Raw genomic sequence first — 19,616 nt, 5'->3', positions numbered from 1 at the left:
CTTGTTTAAAAAATCTACTTCCAGCTGCTTTCTGCCCAAGGCTGCTTCCAGTTCCTGGATACGCTTTTCCAATTCCCGGCTTTTGTAACTTTCACTTTGCATTTCAACAACAATCCTTTTAGATGTTTGCAAATGTCTGGAATACTTATTAAGCCACTGATAAATAGCCTGAAAGCTGACAGAATATTCCCTGGATGCAGCCAAAACCGAGACTTTACCCGATTCAATATCTTTAACAACCTTCTTTTTTAAAGCTTCACTAAATACCCGTGAAGCGCGTAAACTTGTCTTTTGATTCATGATTGACCATTTAATTTTTTGGTCAACCTATTTCAGGCTTATACAATTTCTACGTGCCTGAATTAGGTAGCTATTTTAAAGCATCCACAGCCTAACCACTTCATCATTCGATTTTCCTTGTTCTATTGTTCGATATTTCTCTCCCTTTGGCCTTACGGCAATTCCTCTGTGCCACTTTGTGCCGCCCTGCCCCAGTGGTTCAAATTCCTACCTTTACGCCCTTAAAAGAAACATTATGGAATACAGAAGAATGGGAAAAACAGGATTACAGCTTAGCGTTTTATCCTATGGCAGTTGGGTGACCTTTCACAAGCAGATAGATGATTCCATTGCCGATGAACTTATGGGGATTGCATATGATGCGGGCGTCAACTTCTTTGATAACGCCGAAGTATATGCGCTGGGAGAAAGTGAAAAGCTTATGGGCCGGGTATTAAAGAAAAAGAACTGGGATCGTACCTCGTATGTCCTGAGCAGCAAAGCTTTCTTTGGCTGGCGGGGAAAGGAAAACAAACCTAACCAGTCGGGCCTTAGCCGCAAGCACCTGGTAGAAGCCTGTCATGAAGCCTTGCAGCGCCTGCAGACCGATTACCTCGATATTTATTTTTGTCACCGTCCCGATAAGAATGTTCCGATAGAAGAAGTGGTATGGACCATGAACCTGCTCATTCAGCAAGGCAAGATCCTGTACTGGGGCACCAGCGAATGGAGTGGTGTGGAGATCATGGAAGCACACAGGGCGGCGGCGCAATATGGATTGATTCCCCCTTCCGTAGAGCAACCACAATACAACCTGCTGGAAAGGAATAAACTGGAAAATGAATTCCTCGGCATCTTTAATTCCGTAGGTATGGGCACCACCATCTGGAGTCCCCTCGCCTCCGGTTTACTCACAGGTAAATACAACAATGGTATTCCTGAAGGCAGCCGCCTTGCATTGGAAGGTTTCGACTGGCTGAAAGACCAGCTGATGATCGACGAGAAGCTGGCCAGCGTTCGCCAGCTGGAAGCCGTAGCAAAAGACCTGGGCACACCCATGTCCACCATGTCCATTGCCTGGTGCATCAAAAATCCAAATGTGACAACGGCCATCCTGGGCGCCACCAAAAAAGAGCAGCTCCTGGAAAACCTCAAGGCATTGGAAGTATTGCCTAAACTAACACCTGAGGTAATGCAACGTATTGATGATACCATGAAGACGAAGCCAACGCTTCCCGCATATTAAAAACTTAAGCCTCCGAAAGGGGGCCTTGTTTTACCGGTTCAACTTATTTTGATAGCTTCAAAGAAATTGACAGTATGGCTTCAACAACAGGAAAGGAAAGAATATCATTGAAAGGGAAAACAGTACTGATCACCGGCGGAAGTCGCGGCATAGGCAAAGCAATTGCGCTGAGGCTGGCCCGTGAGGGCGCCAACATAGCTATTGCAGCTAAAACTACAGAGCCGCATCCCAAACTGGAAGGCACCATCTACACGGCTGCAAAAGAAATAGAAGCCCTTGGAGTAAAGGTATTGCCCCTGGCCTGCGACATACGGTTTGAAGACCAGGTGGAAAAGGCAGTGGGAGAGGTAGTAAATGAATTTAGCGGCATAGATATATTGGTAAACAATGCCAGCGCCATCAGCCTTACGCCAACAGAAGCCACGGAACCCAAACGCTTCGACCTGATGCAGGGCATACAGGTGAGAGGCACTTTCTTTATGAGCAGGGCTTGCATCCCTCATTTGAAAAAATCTTCCAATGCGCATATCCTTAACCTGTCACCTCCACTGAACCTCAATCCCAAATGGCTGGGGCAACATCTTGCCTATACGCTGAGCAAATATGGAATGAGCATGATAGTGGCAGGGCTGGCGGAGGAATTAAAAGATCAACACATTGCTGCCAATGCGCTCTGGCCACAGACCACCATTGCCACAGCTGCTGTTCAGAATTTGTTAGGTGGTGATATGCTCATGCAAATGAGTCGAAAGCCGGAGATCGTTGCGGATGCAGCCTACTTTATTCTCTCCAGTCCTTCAGCGGAATGCACCGGCAATTTCTTCATCGATGAAAAGGTATTGCAGGAGCAAGGTATTACCGACCTTGATCAGTACGCGGTTGTGCCGGGCGGTAAGCTGATGAAAGATATCTTCCTGGATTAGATAACAGTTTATTGTTTCTTGTTCGTTGGTCGAAAAGCAAAATATTTCGCAATCTCTCTAAAGGCTTTTTGTCAATTGATTGCTGGTTGGAAAAACATTGCTGTGGGCGGTCTTTTTTTGTGCATGAAGATTAATGCACAATACACGCTATCAACCTTTTACCATATGCATGTAACTTCCATCTATTAAAACCGACATGATCTCTTGTCAATAATTTTGCTTACTTCAATTGCTGTCTTGCTCAGGGTTCTTTCCAATCCTGTAGCCAATGTATTTCAGAAAAGCCTGACGGTGAAAGGCCATCACCCGCTGGTTGTAAATTTCTTAACCTATCTCGGGCTCGCCATCCTTTGCATTCCACTACTTTTCCGTGTTCCCTGGTCACAATTGCATTCCCCCTTCTGGATCTTTGCTGTACTGGGTGCCATAGTGGGTTCAATGGGTAATGGTTTCCTGGTGATGGCGCTGCAAAAGGGCGACCTTTCAGTACTGGGACCCATTAATGCTTACAAATCCATTGTGGGTATTATTGTCGGTATCTTTCTTTTGCGTGAGATGCCAAATGCCTGGGGTATATTGGGTACAGTGTTGATCATTGCCGGTAGCTATTTTGTTTTAGATACCACTGATGAAAGATTTTCCTGGGCCTTGCTGGGTAAAAAGGAGATTCAATACCGCCTTTGGGCAATGGTACTTACGGCCATTGAAGCCGTATTGATCAAAAAAGTGATACTGGCATCAGGTGTGCTCACTTCTTTTATCAGCTGGTGCTGGCTGGGTACTGTATTTTCTTTTTTGCTTTTGCTGGTGAACCGGCAACACCTGGCTCGTACAATGCCTACAGGTATTTTAAAAGACCTTATACCCTATATTTTCCTGGTGCTTTGTATTGGTACCATGCAACTGACCACGCTCTATGTTTTTGACCATATACCTGTGGGTTATGCCCTTGCATTGTTCCAGCTCTCCACCATTGTCAGCGTGCTGCTTGGCCACCGCATTTTCCAGGAGAAGGACATTCGTAAAAAACTTCTCGGCGCCGCCATTATGATGATCGGGTCTGTGGTGATTATATTGAAGAACTAAAAGAACTAAGATTTACAGGATTATAAGGATTATTGAGGAAGTTTAGGTCCAAGGGGCTACATTATAACAGTCTTGTTTTAATCATTTAAAATTTTCAATGTGATTTCATAAAAAATCCCTGTGGCCCTCCGGCTCCGTTGCTCCCTTTTCTCTTCATCCATAAATCCTGTAATCCTGGTCCTATCTAAGTATGAACAAAATTCCTCCGCTCCAGGTGCGGTAGTTATTGGATTTCAGAGCACCATGGGCGCGGTCGTACTGTGAGTACCACTGGTAGGAAACAGAGCCTGCCGATTTGATCTTCCCGGCATTATAACGGTCTTCAAAAACCGTAACCCAGGAAATGGGAATATTGCCAATGGATTTTAATTTACCCCTCACCGACTCATCTTCATAGGAGCCGTAATAATCCAGCAACAGGTCGCCCGCAAATTTTAGTTTACCCCGTATGCCTTTGTCATCATACATGGAATAGTAATCAAAATTCATCATCCCCATTCTTTTCAGCTTTCCTCTTCTTGTTGGCTCTTCATATGAGTCGTAGTAGGTAATGTTGGTAGTACCAATACTTTTCACCTTACCCCTGTACGCTGAATCTGCACTTGCATCATAGTATTCCACCCTGGCAAGAAAAGGTTGCAACTTCTGCGCATAATAGCTACCCCTCTCAGAAAGTATTTCGGTGCCCCACTCAAGGATCTTTCCGTCTTCAGATATGCGCACCAGCACATCCTGTTCAGTCAATATGGAATAATAGGCAAGGCTTCGGGCATTGGTGAATGTCACCTGGCCCAATTGCTGACTATAGGCAAAGCTGGTAGCCAGGAAGAATAAGATGGTAATGAATGCTCTCATATGCAGCACTATGAAGATAGAGCTTTTCAAAATCTGCAGCAATACAGGCCGGGCGTGTATATTCTTATCGGGTTGTTAACTTTCAGTAACCGACATGTTCCTTGCTTGCAAGCCTTTATAATTGTAATGCCATTTACTCTAAAATAAAATGCAGCCCGGAAAATGTTTAGCCCTACTTCCTTAAGATCTTCTCCATTGTTTTACCTTTTGCCAGTTCATCCACCAGTTTATCTAAATAGCGGATCTTTTGCATGAGTCCTTCCATTTCTTCCACCCTGTAACCGCAAATGACACCGGTAATTTTTGAAACATTGGGATTGAGTTGTGGTGCCTGTGCAAAAAAGGTTTCAAAATCAACCTTCTTATCAATTTGTTTTTGCAATGCCAGTTGATCATAACCTGTCAGCCAGCATATGATAGTATCCAGTTCTTCCTTTGTGCGTCCTTTTTTCTCCGCTTTATTTATATAATGCGGATAGACACCAGCAAAGGACATTTTAAATACTCTTGTATTATCCATTTGAGAGCTTATTATTTATAGAATTTAACTTTTGACGTCAGCAAAAATTATTACAGACAAAGACTGGCAGTTAATATCACTACTATTGGGTTAACAAAGTTATAGGCCTGAGTTCCAGCTTACGAAACGCCACTTCAGCACCTTCAGCCTGAATAGCTATCTTCCCCTTGGTTGCCGTGGCGCCGTAGCCAAAGTTCACCAGGTCGCCATTTACCCAGACCTTCACACTATCTGCCAGGCATTCGATGATCATCTGGTTCCATTCGCCCACAGGCTTTTCCGAGTTGTCTGTCAGGTTGATGATCCTCCGGGCCTTCCCTTCGGTAATTCCCCAGGTATCTTTTGGCCCCCGGCGCTTTTCCATATCCGGCACTGTAATATCCTCCACGATGCACCAGAAATCACCGGCATTTTCATGCTCCATCTGCACTTCTATGGATTGGGGAAACATGCCATAAAGAGCCCTTGGTTTTGAGGCATGAACAAGTATCCCACAATTACCAGGCTTACCGGTAAACCTGTATTCTGCTTCCAGCCTGTAATTTTTATACTCTTTATCTGAAATGAGGTGACCCTCCGGTAAGCCCTTGCTCACAAGCATTCCATCCCGAACAATGAAGGCATCCGGAGCCGCAGCATTGGTATCCTTCGCCGGTATATCGGCATGCCAGCCATCCAGGTTTTTACCATTAAATAGCGAAAATGATCGTTGGCTATGTTGTGTTGCACAGGCCACCAAAAGACAGGTAGCTACGACCCAAATGAAAATCTTATTCATACCAAAAGTTAATGGAAAATTTCAAAACGAGTAGTGGTGACGAAAATGCAGCGAGGGTTAGTTGAAAAGTTGACAAGTTGATAAGCAGAGAGTTCAGGTAATGTAAATTAGTAATGAAGTAAAATAGTAAAGATAGTATTACGTATAGCCTATAGGGTTATCCCTCTTTCACCTAAACCCTACCTGGAATAAAAAGATTACTTCAACCTAACGAACCAGAAACAAAAAACGATAAACCAGAAACTTCTCAGAAACTTCCTAATCCTTTCCCCTTCAAATCCCCGATGATCCGTTGTTGCAATAATAGTTTCGCATCCACATAGCCATGCGCCGGCACCCAGGCACTCACCAGCACCTTGTAGCCATCAGCTTCCACATCCGACACACCGATGCGGTGAACCGGGTCTTTCAACAGACCGGTCTCCGCATTAATGCTTTGATCCAACAGGCCTTTCACCTGGTCGAAGTCTGCTGCAAAAGGAAATTTCAATTCAATATCCACCCTGCGCTTGCCCTCGCGACTCAGGTTCACAATCACCTCATTGGACAATTTGCTGTTAGGCATGATCACCGTGCGGTTGTCGTAGGTTTTGATGATGGTAAAAAATATCTGTATAGTATAGACCGTTCCTTCCTGTCCCTGGGCGATAATATTATCGCCGATGCGGAATGGTTTTAATAATAGGATCAACACCCCGCTGGTAAAATTCTGCAGGGTACCAGAAAGTGCCAGTCCAGCCGCCACACCAAAAGCACCCAGCAGGGCGGCAAAAGCCGTCATTTGTATACCTACGATCTGCATAAAGGCCAGCCCCAGGAGTATCTGGAGGGTAACGATACTTAGGTTGACCAGGAATGGGCGAACAGAGGAGTTCACTTGTTTTTTCAACAGGTGGTTGGTCAGCCATTTTTTGAGAAGGCTAATCAGCCATAGACCTACGGCCACTATCACCAGCCCGAATAAAACCTTGGGTGCCATGGTCACCACCCAGGCAGAGGCCTTTGCGTAAAAACTATTCCAGTCCACTTTTTTATGGAGGGAAAGGTAAAAATCGTGCCCGGTGAATGAGTCAATAGTCGGGAGTCAGGAGCTGAAGCTATAGCGGCAGAATGGCATGGAGATGCACAGAGGAAGAATGTAAAGGTTGGGAGTTGACAAGTTGACTGGTTAGTGAGTATAAAAAATGTAAAACGTTAAATGAAAAAGTATAGGTCTCGTGATGCACAAATCACTCATTTTATTTTACTGAATGGTGAATAAATGAGCAGCCGGTGACCGCGATTTTCCTCAAAAATCCTTTCCCATCCCGGAAATCTTAGTTCTTTTACTTCCCCATCCAGTTTTTAAAATCCGCTGCTCTTTCGCGGCTTACCAGCACGTCTTCTTCTGCGGCAGGGTGCAGTGTCAGCTTAAGCTTGTTGTTGAAGAAGGGTTGAATATCTTTTATTGATTTTACATGAACCAGGTATTGTCGGTTGGCCCTGAAAAAATCCTGGGGTGGCAGCATCTCTTCCAGTTCGTCCATAACATAATCAATATAGTAGGATTCTTTTTTCCAGGTCTTCAGGAACGTTACCCGGTTGCGGAAAAAGAAATACGCGATATCATCCACCTCGATGGAAAAATAGCGCTGGCCCGATTTGACCAGGAAGCGTTCGCGGTAGGCTGCTTCCGGGCGGTGCAACTGCCGCAGCAATTGTTCCACAGCGGCCGATTGGGCGTAAGGCAGGTGGTTGCCAAAGGTTTTGAGTTTATTGATCGCTGCCTGCAGGTCTTCCGGCTTTACAGGTTTCAGTAAATAATCAATGCTGTTCACTTTAAACGCCTGTATCGCGTATTCATCATACGAGGTGGTAAAGATCACCGGCGTGCTGACCGTAACCTGGTCGAAGATGGCAAAGCTTTGACCATCGGAAAGCTCAATGTCCATCAGTATCAGGTCAGGTGTTGGATTGGATTCCAGCCAGGTTACAGAGGCTTCAACGCTGTCAGTAACACCCACCACCTCCATTTTAGCATCTGCCTGGGAGAGCAGCTGGCGCAGGCGGTCAGCTGCCAACGGTTCGTCTTCGATAATCAATACGTTCATACCAATTGTTTTTTGAGAAGGGGCAACACCACGGTGAATTGTTCGTCCCTGTCGGTGATCATTACTTCGTTGTCCTGGTTCAACAACCGGAATTTTGCAAGGATATTGGTCAGGCCCATTTTGTGTGATATAATGGACTGGGTTTTCCTTTGCAGGTTGTTTTGTACGGTCAGGAAAACATCACCGTTCACGGCGCCCTTTTCGGTGCTCAACCTGATGGTCAGCGGTTTTGTTGATGACACTACGTTGTGCTTGACAGCATTTTCCAGCAACAATTGAAGGGTAAGCGATGGCAACTGGTAATGCAGCCATTTTTCATCCACGGCAACTTCAAGCTGGATGGCATTGCCAAACCTTGTTTTGAGCAAATGAAAATAGGAATGGGCAAACTGCAGTTCCTGCTGCAGGGTGGCCAGTTGGTTTTCGTTTGCCTGCAACAGGTAGCGGTAAACCGATGACAACTCTATCAGGAAGGCTTCAGCCTTAGCCGGAGAGGTGGGAATGAGCGACAAAACCGTGTTGATACTATTGAACAGGAAATGCGGGTTCACCTGTGTTTTCAATGAATCCAGCTGGCTTTGCAAATGCGCTTTTTTCAGTTCTTCTTTTTCCCTGTCTATGCGGCGCAACTCAAAAAAATTAAAGATCACTTCATGCGCCCCTATGATCAGCGCACTGAAAAAGAAACAGGGACCGAAATTGTTCCGGAACTGGGCCATCCCGAATAAACGATGTTCGAAAATCCACATGGGAATGCCATAAACCACCGTGGACATGATCATAGATAAGGCGCCGCTAACAAGTATACTATAGACGACCCTGCGCACAAGTTGGCTGTAATGCGGGTATATTTTTAGCCAGTACCGCCAGACAAAGCGTGCCACCAGCCATTGCAGAAAGGCGATTACCAGCATCAGTCCAAGATCCCGCAACTGTTCCTTCAGGCTGCCACTCCGGCCGCCTTCATCACTCATGTACCATCCGGAAAGAAAAGCCAGGATGCTGCCCAGCATCACCCTTCTTTCCTGTTTGGTGAGGTCGTTTTCCTGCATGGGTTTTAGTTGCTTCTGGTAAGATAAAAAAGAAATACGAAAATAATTTCTGCCCACCGCTATAGTGCCTGTACAAAAATCACATAACAGCAAGCCTTATACATTGGTGGCAAGATCAGTGGTGCTGTGTCGGACATTATTGGTGAAAACAACATAAGCCACTCTACAAAACAGCAGCAACAACCATACATCGCTGGCCACCATGAGTGGATTTATTTCCATGGCATTGCCAAACCAAAACAATATGCCGGCAAGGATAAATGAGGCTGCCATTGCCCTGGGCAAAACCCTGTGCTTTACAAACGCAACTCCAAAAAGGACCAGGCTGACAGGGAAACACAGGCCGGGAAAAAATAAGGTGGCGGCATAGGCGCCTTTATCCAGCACCGATTGCACGACAGTGGGAAATTCATTGGCATGCTGCACCGGGTAAAAGGCGCCCAGGCGAAACAGTGGCATCATGGTAGACACGCCAATGCAGCCCACAAAGTAAAATCCACAGGCAACCACCGCCCATGTGGCGCTTTTGGGTGCTACCAAGCGGGCAAGTAAAAATCCAATGGGAATAAAGAAGATGAAGCTGGCTTCCCGCCAGAGGCTCCAGGAAAATGGAAAGGCCTGGCTCACCCAGAGGCTGTCTCCCACCAGTTGCAACAGGGGAGCCAGCAGCAGGCAGGTGATCAATGATTGTTTGATGGTTGGATGAAGGGTTTGCATAAAATGATTTGTAGTGTTCTGCATTTTACAGCAGGAATTTTGATAACAGGTTGCGGCAGCTATTACGCGATTAAGGATGCACCGGCCGCCAACTTTTTATCAGTACACTGGCTCCTGTATTGAGGGTCGCGCACCTGCAGGCCGGCGGAAGGACAAAACCTTGTCTTTGCCTGTAGGGCCGGCACTGGTAATAATGCTAATGGCCATCAGCGACCAGGTAAGCGTGGAATAAATCCCGGAGAAAAGGAGCATACCCGGTGATCTTGAGAAGATAGCCCAGAGTACCAGTGCTATTGGAAGCCAAAGGCCTACTGCCAGGGGCACGTAACGCCGCCAGCTCTTTAATACGCCCTGGGCAGCAATGGCGATCCCGCTCACCAGCATACACAGATTGCCAATGGGCCAGAAGGCATCGAGAATGAAATAGAGCGTGGTTTGGGCTTGTGGCTGTATCCATTCGTAAATATTCCAGCAGTCGGCCAGCGCCAGGCAGCTTATCTGCGCCCAGAAGATGATTTTGCCAAAACGTTTGTGGCCAAAAGCGCCCATTCGGTTCAGGGCAATGACAGAGCAGATCCATCCTGTGGTATATAAAAAGTTGAGCAGCCCTGAAATGCCTGTGCTTTGATCAATTCGAAAGCCATTGTTGGCGGTGTCGATCAATAAAAAAGGAGCACCTATAAGGCCCAATATACCGAGTGTCCGATTGTTCATGTTGGTTGGTTTTAATTGGTAAAATGTTGTTTGAAGAGACAAACATCGTTACTCCCGGTGCGCAGGTCAAGGTAGGAGTGGTCGAAATGAGGACTAAACTGTTTAAAGCGTCAGAAGAAGTGCCGGAAGGGTAATTGTGAAAAGGCGAAAAGAAGGTTTCTTAGGATGGTTACTAAATTATTATTCCGGAAATTCCGCGTTGTCAACCTATCAAAATATCGCCCCTACAGGGCTTTGCCCTTCCCAATACAATGTTCCTGCTACCAAAATGCCGCCTCTCTGAGGCTTGTTCTCCTGGAATATCATCATCCCTGCTATAAAAAGATTATGTAGATAAAAATGCTACAGATTTAGGTTATGTAAGAGCCCTGTAAGGGCGGCATTATGGTAGAAGAATGTAAACGGAGGAGATCCCCAAAGCCCCGACAGGTTTTTTCCTCAAAAGTTTTTAATACAGATTTGTGAATACGTGTTTGCCATGGTTCATTAATAAAATGTCGCCCTTACAGGGCTTTGTTCTTCCCAATACAATGTTCCTGCTACCAAAATGCCGCCTCTCTGAGGCTTGTTCTCCTGGAATATCATTTTCCCCGCTCTGAATAGGAATATGTAAAAGGAAAAGCAATAGGTTTAGTAAGCTAGCCCTGTAAGGGCGGTATTTTGGTAGAAGCAATATGTGGAGAAGATCCCAAAGCCCCAGCGGGGCGATATTTTCTTATCCATAAAACTCAGGAAGATATTTTTCATCATAAGGTATTTCAAAGTCAGACAAGATCTTCAAATACTCTTCTTTGAAAGTTCTGACCCTATGATGTTCCTGCTGACCCAAAATATAATTAATAACACCATCTCTCTGGCTTTTGGAATGAGAGAAAGCACCGTAGCCCGACTGCCACTGAAACTTTCCTTTTATAAACCTTTGCTCATTGATCCACTTGCTGCTACTTGCTTTTACAATGCTCATAAACTCAGAGATGCATGTGGTTACCGGCATTCCAAAAAAAATATGTATGTGATCCTTCCATCCGCCTACGGCTAAAGATGTGGCACCGTTTGCTGTAATAATACCCGAGAGGTAGCGGTGTACCTGGTCCCTCCAGGGATCAATGATGAAATTCTCTCTGCCCTTTACGGCAAATACAGCATGAATAGAGATTTGTGAATACGTGTTAGCCATGGTTCAATAATAAATGTCGCCCGTACAGGACTTTGCCCTCTAAAATAAAATGTTTCCGCTACCAAAATATCGCCTCTCTGAGGCTTGGTACAGAAATATTTTCTCTTTGCTGTCAAACGGATTATGTAAAAAGAAAAGCAGTTGGTTTAGTTAGTAAGGAGCCCAGTAAGCGGGTATTATGGTAGAAAAATGCATTCCGAGAGACTCTTAAAGCCCCAGCGGGCGACATTTTCTTACCTGTAAATGCCCATGAGGTATTTAACTCATAAGGTTTAAATAGAGATTTGTGAATAGGTATTCGCCATGGTTCGTTAATAAAATATCGCCCTTACAGGGCTTTGTCCTTCTCAATACAATGTTTCTGCTACCAAAATGCCGCCTCTCTGAGGCTTGGTTCCGGAATATCATCTTCCCTGCTATCAATAGGGTTATGTAAAAAATAAAAGCTACAGGTTTATGTGGGTAAGAGCCCTGTAAGGGCGGTATTTTGGTAGAAAAAAGCATCTTGAGAGGAGAACCAAGCCCCGGCGGGGCGACATTTTCTTAACCGTAAAACTCGGGCATCTTCCCCCGCATGTCTCGTTTTTGCTTCAGGCTAACTGACTCGAGGTCGAACGTGTATGAGCCATTCAATAGGTCCCTACATATCCGGAATTTCGGGCTCTACCAGGCTGGTCAGCTTTTCCAGCGATTCCTGCCAGCCCAGGTAACACATTTCTACGGGGATCTGGGAAGGGATGCCTTCCTGCACAATTTTGATTTCAGTGCCTGCCAAAACTTTCCTAAGCCATACGGAAGTGGTCATTTCTCCCGGCAGGTTGGGATCATCAAATTTGTCTGTGTACTTTAAAAATTCATTTGGTTTGATCTCCACATATTTACCTCCAAAGGAATGGCCATTACCGGTAGAGAAATTGTGAAACGACATTCTGAAGCTTCCGCCCACGGCTACATTCATTTCATGCACCGTACATAGAAAGCCATAGGGAGGCAACCATGCAGCCATGGCATTGGCTTCTGTAAAGGCACGAAAAACTTTTTCCGGTGATGCTTTTAGAACCCTGTGTAAGGAAACGCTGTTGTCTGCCATACATGTAGTTTTAGTATCCTACTCTTTTGGCTTTTCGGAAACGCCCGTTTTTAAGGTGGTAGCTGCTCCACCTGTTCACTCCAGGATGAGTAGTAAAAGGTAGTAAAGTTTCTGATGCACCGATTGTTTTGTTGCGTACATATTTCGCTGATTTCCTGGTACTCCTTCATTAAGCAGGATATTCCTTTATCCTTTCATCTTTTGAGCAAACTCTCCATTCAGTACTCATTATAAAACTATTACTTTGAGCCTGAATTTCCTGTTGGTTATCGGTATGCTCATCCTTATTATTAGAACGAATAGATAAACTCATTTGCTTATCGTGAAAAGAATTAAACCTATTTTACCATACGGCATTTCCAAAAACTATTAGCATGGACATCTCTTACCTCAACCCTCTACCTGAATGGGAAGACCGGTTTCAGAATATTGACAAAAGTGAAGCCTGGAAATGGAAGGAGACACTGCAGGCGGCTGAGGATTTATACAACCAATGGCGTGAAGTTTTTGGCCTGGTCATGGCCTTTGTTGAAACCTTACCAGAAGAAGCGGACGAGCACCTAAGTTCGAAAAGCATGATCTACCAGAATGCTTATGTAGTTGCTCCAAAGATCATCAGTGCATCAGGTGATACACTGTACCAAATTAAAATGGAGAATGCAGCGCTTATCCGTTTCAATTGCCGGCAAATGTGGGAGCAAATTGGTTTTGCTGTGCTCACCGATAAAGCCGACATGGAGCATGAAGAAGTCATTGAAGAAGCACTGAATAAATTCAAGGAATTGTTCCGGGCCTGGGTGGCAACATTTAAGCGCGATGAGTATAAAGACGAGTGGGGCTTGTTTTAAGCAATCATTCCTGGTTGTCCCTATTGCCATCTTATTCAAAGCCAGCTTGTGACACAAGATTGCTCCTTATTCCGTTGTTCCGCGATAATCTCCTGTAGGTACTCATAATACGACAACCTATCCTTATCAAAGCCCCCGGCTTATGCTCCCACATGACGGTAGCTATCTTTTTATCCTGGCTTATCTTCGTCTGCCTGATAAAAAATTACACAATGAAAGTTGATGATATTCTGTTAAAGAGATATGCACAGGTAATGGTGCACTATGCATTGAACGATGGCAAAGGGATCAATAAAGGTGATACTGTTTTCCTGGGAGGACAGGAGTGTACAAAGGATCTGTTCATGGCCATGGCCAAAGAGGTTTATGCCGCCGGGGGCAACCTGATCACCAACTATCAACCCAATAACCTAAGGGACAATAGCCTTGCCCGCTTCCTGTTGCAGAATGGATCGGATGAGCAGATTGCTTTTTTCGCCACGCCCTACTGGAAAGGTATCGTTGATGCGACAGACCATATACTCTTTATCATTTCAGAGCCCGACATTCATTACCTGGAAGATATCCCAGCATCGAAGATCAGCCTAATGAACAGTGCCCGGGCTCCCTATATGAAGATGCGCGAAGCAAAAGAACAGGCAGGCAAATTATCCTGGTCACTTTGCCTGTACGGCACCCAGTCCATGGCTGACGAAGCAGGACTTTCTTTAGAGGCCTACTGGGAACAGATCATTGAGGCCTGTTACCTCAGGGAAGATGATCCTGTATCCAAATGGAAATCTTTGCAGCAGGAGATCGAACTGATAAAAGATAAGCTTGATGCCCTGCCCATAGACAAATTGCATATTAAGGGTGCGGATGCAGACCTGCATATACAATTGGGGGAAAACAGGAAATGGTTAAGCGGTGGCGGCAAGAACATTCCCAGCTTTGAGATCTTTACTTCGCCCGACTGGAGAGGAACCAATGGGCATATACATTTCAACCAGCCATTGTATTATTCAGGCAAACGCATATCTGGTGTATCACTTCAATTTGAAAAGGGTGTTGTTGTTGCCTCTTCCGCAACAGAGAACGAAGATGCCCTGAAAGAAATGATCGCCCAGGATAATGCAGATAAAGTGGGTGAATTCTCACTGACGGATAAGCGCCATTCGAAGATCACGCAGTTTATGGCTACCACGCTTTATGATGAAAACAGGGGCGGTGAATTTGGCAATACACATATTGCCCTCGGCAATGCCTACAAGGATACATTTACCGGCGATATGGCAACGGTAACAGAGGAACAATGGGCAGAGATGGGATACAACAGCTGTCCTAAAGTACATACGGATATCATCAGCACCACAGACAGGATAGTAACAGCAACGCTACGGGATGGTACAGAGAAAGTAATTTACAGGGATGGAATGTTTACAATTTGATAGAAAGAGATAATATTATAAACGATTATTGTGCAAGGCTGTATGTTGATGTCACTAGCGTTAATGGTATTTATAGGACATTCTGAAACACACTTTAAATGATAGAAATTGACGCAATAATTAATTTAAAAACAAACACAACAACGGAACAGTTAACGTTGGCGACAAGATATTTAGTTGAAAAGAATTACTCCTTTGATTTGACAGTTTTATCAAATGGATTTGGCGGAACATCACATTTTTGTGTTAGGCAAGAGCAATTAAAAAAAATGTGTACTGATTTAATAAATATGAATTCAGTATTATCAGGGAAAACCCTACTAGAAGACAATGACTCTGACGCTTTTATTGAGTTTGAAATTGAATTTAACGGGCGATTAAATGTTATGGGGCAAGTTGGTGGAACTCACGAAGATCATTTAGTAAGATTCAAATTTCAAACTGACCAGACTTGTATTAATAGTTTTGTAGATGACTTTAAGTCTTTACTTAACCAGGATGAACCGATAATGTGAATAACAAGCAGTTCTTAATGACATATAAAGGAAGAAGCAGCTTTTTGAATATTTCTTTGAAGGGTATTAACATAAAATAGTTCTCTATAACCATTTTAGCATGTAAACACAAAGTTTTTCCACCGGATAAAGGATAAATCAACCGCTGTTATATTAATATTTGCCCTGGTCTAAACCATGGATAACCTTTGTGTATGAAAAACTTCCAGCTGGTATTCGTACTGTTGATGATCGGTCTGTCTTTACAAGCCCAGAAGAAAGACACTATTATCCCCAAAAAGAAGTATTTCACCAACCAACTGAATGGTACGATAACACTGGATGGTATCCCTTCGGAAGAAGCCTGGAACGCCGTGGAATGGGGAGGTGATTTTATACAGAACCAGCCGAATGAAGGCCAGGCTCCTTCGCAGGAAACCCATTTCAAAATTCTCTACGATAACCAGTTTCTTTATGTAGCCTATCAGTGCCTGGACAAATCGCCCGACTCCATTGACAAGCGTATGGGCCGCAGGGATGAATTCCCCGGCGACTGGGTAGAGCTCAATATAGACAGCTACCACGACCTGCGTACAGGTTTTTCTTTTACCCTCTCGGTATCAGGTGTGCGCAGCGATGAATTTATATCCAGCGATGGCAATAACTGGGACGCCAGCTGGAACCCTATCTGGTTTGCCAAAACGCATATTGATGATAAAGGTTGGACAGGAGAATTGAAGATACCCCTGAGCCAGTTGCGCTATGGCAATGAGACCGATAAGGTCTGGGGCTTCCAGGTCACCCGCCGCATATTGCGTAAGGAAGAGCGCTCCAACTGGCAATACATACCACAGAACTCCGGCGTATGGGTCAGTGCTTTTGGTGAGCTGCACGGGCTGAAGAACATACCCATGCACCGCCAGGTAGAGTTAGCGCCCTATATCATTGCCCAGGAAGACACCTATAAGAAAGAACCCGGTAATCCTTTTGCCAAAGGGTCAGATACAAAAATAACAGGCGGGCTTGATGGTAAACTGGCGGTGACCAATGACCTTATACTGGACTTTACCATCAACCCCGATTTCGGACAGGTGGAGGCAGACCCCTCACAGGTACGCATAGATGGTTTCCAGAATTACTTCCAGGAAAGAAGACCCTTTTTCATTGAAAGCAGGAACATATTTGACTACCAGCTCACGGGCTCCCAGGCTGGCGGCGATTATGACGCAGACCTTTTATTTTATTCCCGCCGTATAGGTGGCTCACCGCATGGTTTTGTGAACCTGAATAGCGGCGAATATGCGGACCTGCCCCAGAATACATCCATACTGGGTGCAGCCAAATTCAGTGGTAAAACAAAACAGGGCTGGAGCATTGGGGTACTGGAAAGCATCACCCAACGGGAACAGGGTACAATAGACCATAACGGCGAAAGAAGGAAAGAACTGGTGGAACCGCTCACCAATTATTTTGTGGGTCGCCTGCAAAAGGACAGTAAATCGGGCAATACCATTCTTGGAGGTATCATCACGGGTGTCAACCGGGAGCATGGGCTTAATGACCTGCTCAACCGCAGTGCCTATACGGGAGGACTGGATTTCCTTCAATTCTGGAAGAACCGCACCTGGTACATCCGTGGCAATGTTGTCTTCAGCCATGTGCAGGGCAGCAAAGAATCTATACTGCAAACCCAGACAGGCTTCGAGCACCTTTTCCAGCGCAGCGGGGCTACCGAAGTATGGGTGGACAGCAGCCGTACTGCGCTCACCGGCACAGGCGGCACCATCCGCTTTGGAAAGATAGGGGGCAATATGGGCAAACACGGGCAGGTACTACGATTTGAGACAGGCGTCACCCTACGCTCACCACAACTAGAGCTGAATGATATCGGCTTCATGCTCACCTCCAACGAGATCAATCATTTCACCTGGGTGGGCATGCGTTTTCAAAGACCATTTTCAGTGTTTCGTAATTTACTGTTGAATTACAACCATTGGGCAAAATGGGATTATAGCGGCAAGTTCATATACCAGGCATTCAACTTTAATTCACATGCCACTTTCAAAAGCAACTGGCAGACAGGTACGGGGCTTACCTGGAATACGTATGATATTTCAAACAATGCATTAAGAGGTGCTTCCGCTTTACGCAGACCAGCGGCACTTATGCACAATGTGTACCTGAATAGTGATTACCGTAAAAAGGTCTATGCCAACCTGAGTATATTCAATGCATGGGGCGCCAAAAACACGGTGAGGGATCATGAGTTGGGTCTTTCCATCAACTTTCAACCAATCAATGCTTTCAATTTCAGTATCAGCGGTAATTATGGATATTACTGGCGACGCCAGGATCAATTTGTAAGCAGCGCCAGTTATAACAACCTGTCCAGGACCATCGTGGGAGAAGTAAGCCAAAAAACACTGCGCTTCACCGGTAGACTGAGTTATAACATCACGCCGGAGCTCACCCTGCAATATTATGGGCAGCCCTATATTACGCGTCCCCTTTATGATCATTTTGCCTATGTTTCCAATCCCCTGGCTACTAAATATGAAGACCGCTTTCATTTATTTAGCCCGGCCCAGGTAAGCGATGGTACAGGCAAATGGATGGTGGATGAAAATGGGGATGGGGTACCTGATTACAGCTTTGATAAGCCCGATTTTAATTTCGTGCAGTTCCGCTCCAACCTGGTCGTACGCTGGGAGTACAAGCCGGGGTCTGAGTTTTACCTGGTATGGTCGCAGGGCAATACTCCCGATGCTTTTTCTGACCTGGATACTCCGCTGGCTAAAAGTTTATTTGACAATGCCTTTGCCAGCAAGGCCAGGAATAGCTTCCTGGTAAAAGCTACCTACAGGTTCCTGAAGTAGGCTGCTACCAAATAACTGAAAAGGAGTGATGCTGTAAAGCAGGAAAAATTCCCGGTACTAAACAAGGACATTGTGGGTTAAATTGTTTTCTTTGCCGTCACAACCACTCGCCACCACCAGATGCCTAAGAATGCTTTTACTGCCATAGATTTTGAAACGGCCACCGGCCGGCGCAACAGCATTTGCCAGGTGGGGTTGGTGCGTGTGATCAAAGGCGAGGTGGTGGACCAGGTCAATGTACTGGTGCGTCCCCCGGGCAATGAATATTCAAAGTACAATATTGACGTGCATGGCATCACGCCCCGCATGACAGCATCAGCCCTTCCTTTTGATAAAGTGTGGTGGGGGCTGGAGCATTATATTGCCGGCCAGCACCTGGTGGCGCATAATATGGCCTTTGATAATAGCTGCCTGCAGCAAACACTCGCACATTACCGTATCCCCATTCCGCAGTACCAAACGCATTGCACCTACCGCCTCTATGGTAAAAAGCTGTCCCTGCTTTGCCAGCAGCACCGCATAGAATTGAATCATCATCATGCTCTTTCCGATGCCATTGCCTGTGCCAAATTGTTCTGGATCAGGATCCAGGGATCAGGATATTATTGAGGTTAACCAGGAACCCTTTGCGTATTCTTTGCGTGTCTTCTCTCTGCGCACTTGGCGATACTCAGTAACGCAAAGAGTGCAAAGATGTTCGCAAAGGACCGCAAAGATGAATACCAATAAAACTTGCCTGCACCCAGTAGTTCACTCTAACCTACAGAACCAGAAACAAAAAACAATAAACCAGAAACGCTTACGCTACATGCTTAAGCAAAAACAGTGGTACCTGGTAATCCGGTGGAAAATCTCCCTCAAACCTCACCTTCCAGTCATAATCATTCATGTAAAGAAGCAGGAACTCGTTGTCTTCTTCAGTTAATGGTCCTTCCACTTTAATATCCAGCTTATTCTTTAGCTTCTTTACTTTTTCCTTCTTTGGCTCTTTGAGCCTTTGATCCAGTTCCTGTTCAAACGATGACAGAAGAATGGTAAACTGTTCCCGGGTAAGGGAGATACGCTTTTGCTCTTCCAGGAAATGGTACAGGGCAATAAATACATCCCCTTTAGCCATTCCCTGCTTTAAACAAACAATGGCTATGGTCCTTACCTGTTTAAACAACTGCCTGTACCTTCTTTTAACCGGTACAAAGCGGTAGATGATGGAAGACATGATATTGCCTGTACCAAACCTCTCAGCGCTTCTGCGGCTTCCTTCAAAGGCAGGATCACTCCAGTAGCGCTTTGAGTCCACTCCGGGCAGCAGTCTTACGAGGTAGCCCCATTCGGGGTCATAATAAAAGTTCACGTTATCATCCACTGTTCCTATTGCCTTGATGTAGCCTACTTGCTTAGCCATTTGATATTGGTTTTATAGCTGCAAGTTTTTGAAAATCCCTCT

At 45.3% G+C, this 19,616-nt stretch carries 20 protein-coding genes; 8 read left to right on the top strand and 12 right to left on the bottom strand.

The window, feature by feature from the left end; genetic code table 11:
• Positions 1-300: transposase (locus BP74_RS21000; protein ID WP_496377422.1), on the bottom strand; the 300-nt coding region annotated here is incomplete at its 3' end.
• A 235-nt stretch (positions 301-535) separates the two neighbouring features.
• On the opposite strand from BP74_RS21000, the gene BP74_RS20995 reads away from it, so the two are divergent.
• From BP74_RS20995 to BP74_RS20985, 3 genes are all read left to right on the top strand, one after another.
• Positions 536-1,525 carry a potassium channel beta subunit family protein gene (locus BP74_RS20995; protein ID WP_496377420.1) on the top strand — a complete coding sequence of 330 codons (990 nt, stop codon included), beginning with the start codon at positions 536-538 and terminating at the stop codon, positions 1,523-1,525.
• A 74-nt stretch (positions 1,526-1,599) separates the two neighbouring features.
• Positions 1,600-2,448, top strand: a complete 849-nt coding sequence (locus tag BP74_RS20990) for an SDR family oxidoreductase (protein ID WP_496377418.1) — start codon at positions 1,600-1,602, stop codon at positions 2,446-2,448.
• A gap of 204 nt (positions 2,449-2,652) precedes the next feature.
• A complete protein-coding gene (locus tag BP74_RS20985; RefSeq protein ID WP_496377416.1) occupies positions 2,653-3,534 on the top strand; it encodes an EamA family transporter in 882 nt (293 codons plus the stop codon).
• Positions 3,535-3,714: 180 nt separating this feature from the next.
• Here BP74_RS20985 and BP74_RS20980 read toward each other — a convergent pair whose 3' ends face one another.
• From BP74_RS20980 to BP74_RS20935, 10 genes are all read right to left on the bottom strand, one after another.
• On the bottom strand, positions 3,715-4,389 hold the full coding sequence (locus tag BP74_RS20980; protein ID WP_496377414.1) for a hypothetical protein: 675 nt from the start codon (positions 4,387-4,389) through the stop codon (positions 3,715-3,717).
• A gap of 172 nt (positions 4,390-4,561) precedes the next feature.
• Positions 4,562-4,909 carry a DUF2200 domain-containing protein gene (locus BP74_RS20975; RefSeq protein WP_496377412.1) on the bottom strand — a complete coding sequence of 116 codons (348 nt, stop codon included), beginning with the start codon at positions 4,907-4,909 and terminating at the stop codon, positions 4,562-4,564.
• A gap of 82 nt (positions 4,910-4,991) precedes the next feature.
• Complete coding sequence (locus BP74_RS20970; protein ID WP_496377410.1) at positions 4,992-5,687, bottom strand: 3-keto-disaccharide hydrolase; 696 nt, start codon at positions 5,685-5,687, stop codon at positions 4,992-4,994.
• Positions 5,688-5,934: 247 nt separating this feature from the next.
• Positions 5,935-6,714 carry a mechanosensitive ion channel family protein gene (locus BP74_RS20965; RefSeq protein ID WP_496377408.1) on the bottom strand — a complete coding sequence of 260 codons (780 nt, stop codon included), beginning with the start codon at positions 6,712-6,714 and terminating at the stop codon, positions 5,935-5,937.
• A 298-nt stretch (positions 6,715-7,012) separates the two neighbouring features.
• Positions 7,013-7,777: a LytR/AlgR family response regulator transcription factor gene (locus BP74_RS20960; protein ID WP_496377406.1), complete on the bottom strand. Its 765-nt coding sequence runs from the start codon at positions 7,775-7,777 to the stop codon at positions 7,013-7,015.
• The gene (locus tag BP74_RS20955) at positions 7,774-8,829 is read right to left on the bottom strand and encodes a sensor histidine kinase (RefSeq protein ID WP_496377404.1); all 1,056 of its coding nucleotides are present in this window, start codon (positions 8,827-8,829) and stop codon (positions 7,774-7,776) included. Before BP74_RS20955 ends, BP74_RS20960 begins: the two co-directional genes overlap by 4 nt.
• A 96-nt stretch (positions 8,830-8,925) precedes the next feature.
• Positions 8,926-9,570: a hypothetical protein gene (locus BP74_RS20950; RefSeq protein WP_496377402.1), complete on the bottom strand. Its 645-nt coding sequence runs from the start codon at positions 9,568-9,570 to the stop codon at positions 8,926-8,928.
• 75 nt (positions 9,571-9,645) lie between these two features.
• The gene (locus BP74_RS20945) at positions 9,646-10,260 is read right to left on the bottom strand and encodes a hypothetical protein (protein WP_496377400.1); all 615 of its coding nucleotides are present in this window, start codon (positions 10,258-10,260) and stop codon (positions 9,646-9,648) included.
• A gap of 715 nt (positions 10,261-10,975) precedes the next feature.
• Complete coding sequence (tnpA, locus tag BP74_RS20940; protein ID WP_496377398.1) at positions 10,976-11,437, bottom strand: IS200/IS605 family transposase; 462 nt, start codon at positions 11,435-11,437, stop codon at positions 10,976-10,978.
• A 640-nt stretch (positions 11,438-12,077) separates the two neighbouring features.
• Positions 12,078-12,527, bottom strand: coding sequence for an SRPBCC family protein (locus tag BP74_RS20935; protein WP_496377396.1), 450 nt, complete (start codon positions 12,525-12,527; stop codon positions 12,078-12,080).
• Positions 12,528-12,901: 374 nt separating this feature from the next.
• Between BP74_RS20935 and BP74_RS20930 the strand changes: the two genes are divergently transcribed.
• The 5 genes from BP74_RS20930 to BP74_RS20910 all read left to right on the top strand — a co-directional run bounded on the left by BP74_RS20930 (position 12,902) and on the right by BP74_RS20910 (position 18,781).
• Positions 12,902-13,375, top strand: a complete 474-nt coding sequence (locus BP74_RS20930; RefSeq protein ID WP_496377394.1) for a hypothetical protein — start codon at positions 12,902-12,904, stop codon at positions 13,373-13,375.
• Positions 13,376-13,587: 212 nt separating this feature from the next.
• Positions 13,588-14,802: an aminopeptidase gene (locus BP74_RS20925; protein WP_496377392.1), complete on the top strand. Its 1,215-nt coding sequence runs from the start codon at positions 13,588-13,590 to the stop codon at positions 14,800-14,802.
• A gap of 98 nt (positions 14,803-14,900) precedes the next feature.
• Positions 14,901-15,317 (top strand): hypothetical protein, encoded by a 417-nt coding sequence (locus tag BP74_RS20920; RefSeq protein ID WP_496377390.1) that lies wholly within the window; start codon positions 14,901-14,903, stop codon positions 15,315-15,317.
• 194 nt (positions 15,318-15,511) lie between these two features.
• Positions 15,512-18,172, top strand: coding sequence for a DUF5916 domain-containing protein (locus tag BP74_RS20915; RefSeq protein ID WP_496377388.1), 2,661 nt, complete (start codon positions 15,512-15,514; stop codon positions 18,170-18,172).
• Between the two features lie 120 nt (positions 18,173-18,292).
• A complete protein-coding gene (locus BP74_RS20910; protein ID WP_496377386.1) occupies positions 18,293-18,781 on the top strand; it encodes a 3'-5' exonuclease in 489 nt (162 codons plus the stop codon).
• A gap of 190 nt (positions 18,782-18,971) precedes the next feature.
• On the opposite strand, the gene BP74_RS20905 is transcribed toward BP74_RS20910, so the two are convergent.
• Positions 18,972-19,574, bottom strand: coding sequence for a hypothetical protein (locus BP74_RS20905; protein WP_496377384.1), 603 nt, complete (start codon positions 19,572-19,574; stop codon positions 18,972-18,974).
• Positions 19,575-19,616 lie beyond the last annotated feature (42 nt).

The sequence above is a fragment of the Flavisolibacter ginsengiterrae DSM 18136 genome, assembly GCF_059568575.1.
Note: the sequence above shows the minus strand (reverse complement) of the source record. Positions and strands in the feature narration are given on the sequence as shown.

Coding starts and splice junctions, on each gene's coding strand:
- BP74_RS20995 (WP_496377420.1), top strand. CDS start 536: ATGGAATACAGAAGAATGGGAAAAACAGGATTACAGCTTAGCGTTTTA.
- BP74_RS20990 (WP_496377418.1), top strand. CDS start 1,600: ATGGCTTCAACAACAGGAAAGGAAAGAATATCATTGAAAGGGAAAACA.
- BP74_RS20980 (WP_496377414.1), bottom strand. CDS start 4,389: ATGAGAGCATTCATTACCATCTTATTCTTCCTGGCTACCAGCTTTGCC.
- BP74_RS20975 (WP_496377412.1), bottom strand. CDS start 4,909: ATGGATAATACAAGAGTATTTAAAATGTCCTTTGCTGGTGTCTATCCG.
- BP74_RS20970 (WP_496377410.1), bottom strand. CDS start 5,687: ATGAATAAGATTTTCATTTGGGTCGTAGCTACCTGTCTTTTGGTGGCC.
- BP74_RS20960 (WP_496377406.1), bottom strand. CDS start 7,777: ATGAACGTATTGATTATCGAAGACGAACCGTTGGCAGCTGACCGCCTG.
- BP74_RS20955 (WP_496377404.1), bottom strand. CDS start 8,829: ATGCAGGAAAACGACCTCACCAAACAGGAAAGAAGGGTGATGCTGGGC.
- BP74_RS20950 (WP_496377402.1), bottom strand. CDS start 9,570: ATGCAGAACACTACAAATCATTTTATGCAAACCCTTCATCCAACCATC.
- BP74_RS20945 (WP_496377400.1), bottom strand. CDS start 10,260: ATGAACAATCGGACACTCGGTATATTGGGCCTTATAGGTGCTCCTTTT.
- tnpA (WP_496377398.1), bottom strand. CDS start 11,437: ATGGCTAACACGTATTCACAAATCTCTATTCATGCTGTATTTGCCGTA.
- BP74_RS20935 (WP_496377396.1), bottom strand. CDS start 12,527: ATGGCAGACAACAGCGTTTCCTTACACAGGGTTCTAAAAGCATCACCG.
- BP74_RS20930 (WP_496377394.1), top strand. CDS start 12,902: ATGGACATCTCTTACCTCAACCCTCTACCTGAATGGGAAGACCGGTTT.
- BP74_RS20925 (WP_496377392.1), top strand. CDS start 13,588: ATGAAAGTTGATGATATTCTGTTAAAGAGATATGCACAGGTAATGGTG.
- BP74_RS20920 (WP_496377390.1), top strand. CDS start 14,901: ATGATAGAAATTGACGCAATAATTAATTTAAAAACAAACACAACAACG.
- BP74_RS20915 (WP_496377388.1), top strand. CDS start 15,512: ATGAAAAACTTCCAGCTGGTATTCGTACTGTTGATGATCGGTCTGTCT.
- BP74_RS20910 (WP_496377386.1), top strand. CDS start 18,293: ATGCCTAAGAATGCTTTTACTGCCATAGATTTTGAAACGGCCACCGGC.
- BP74_RS20905 (WP_496377384.1), bottom strand. CDS start 19,574: ATGGCTAAGCAAGTAGGCTACATCAAGGCAATAGGAACAGTGGATGAT.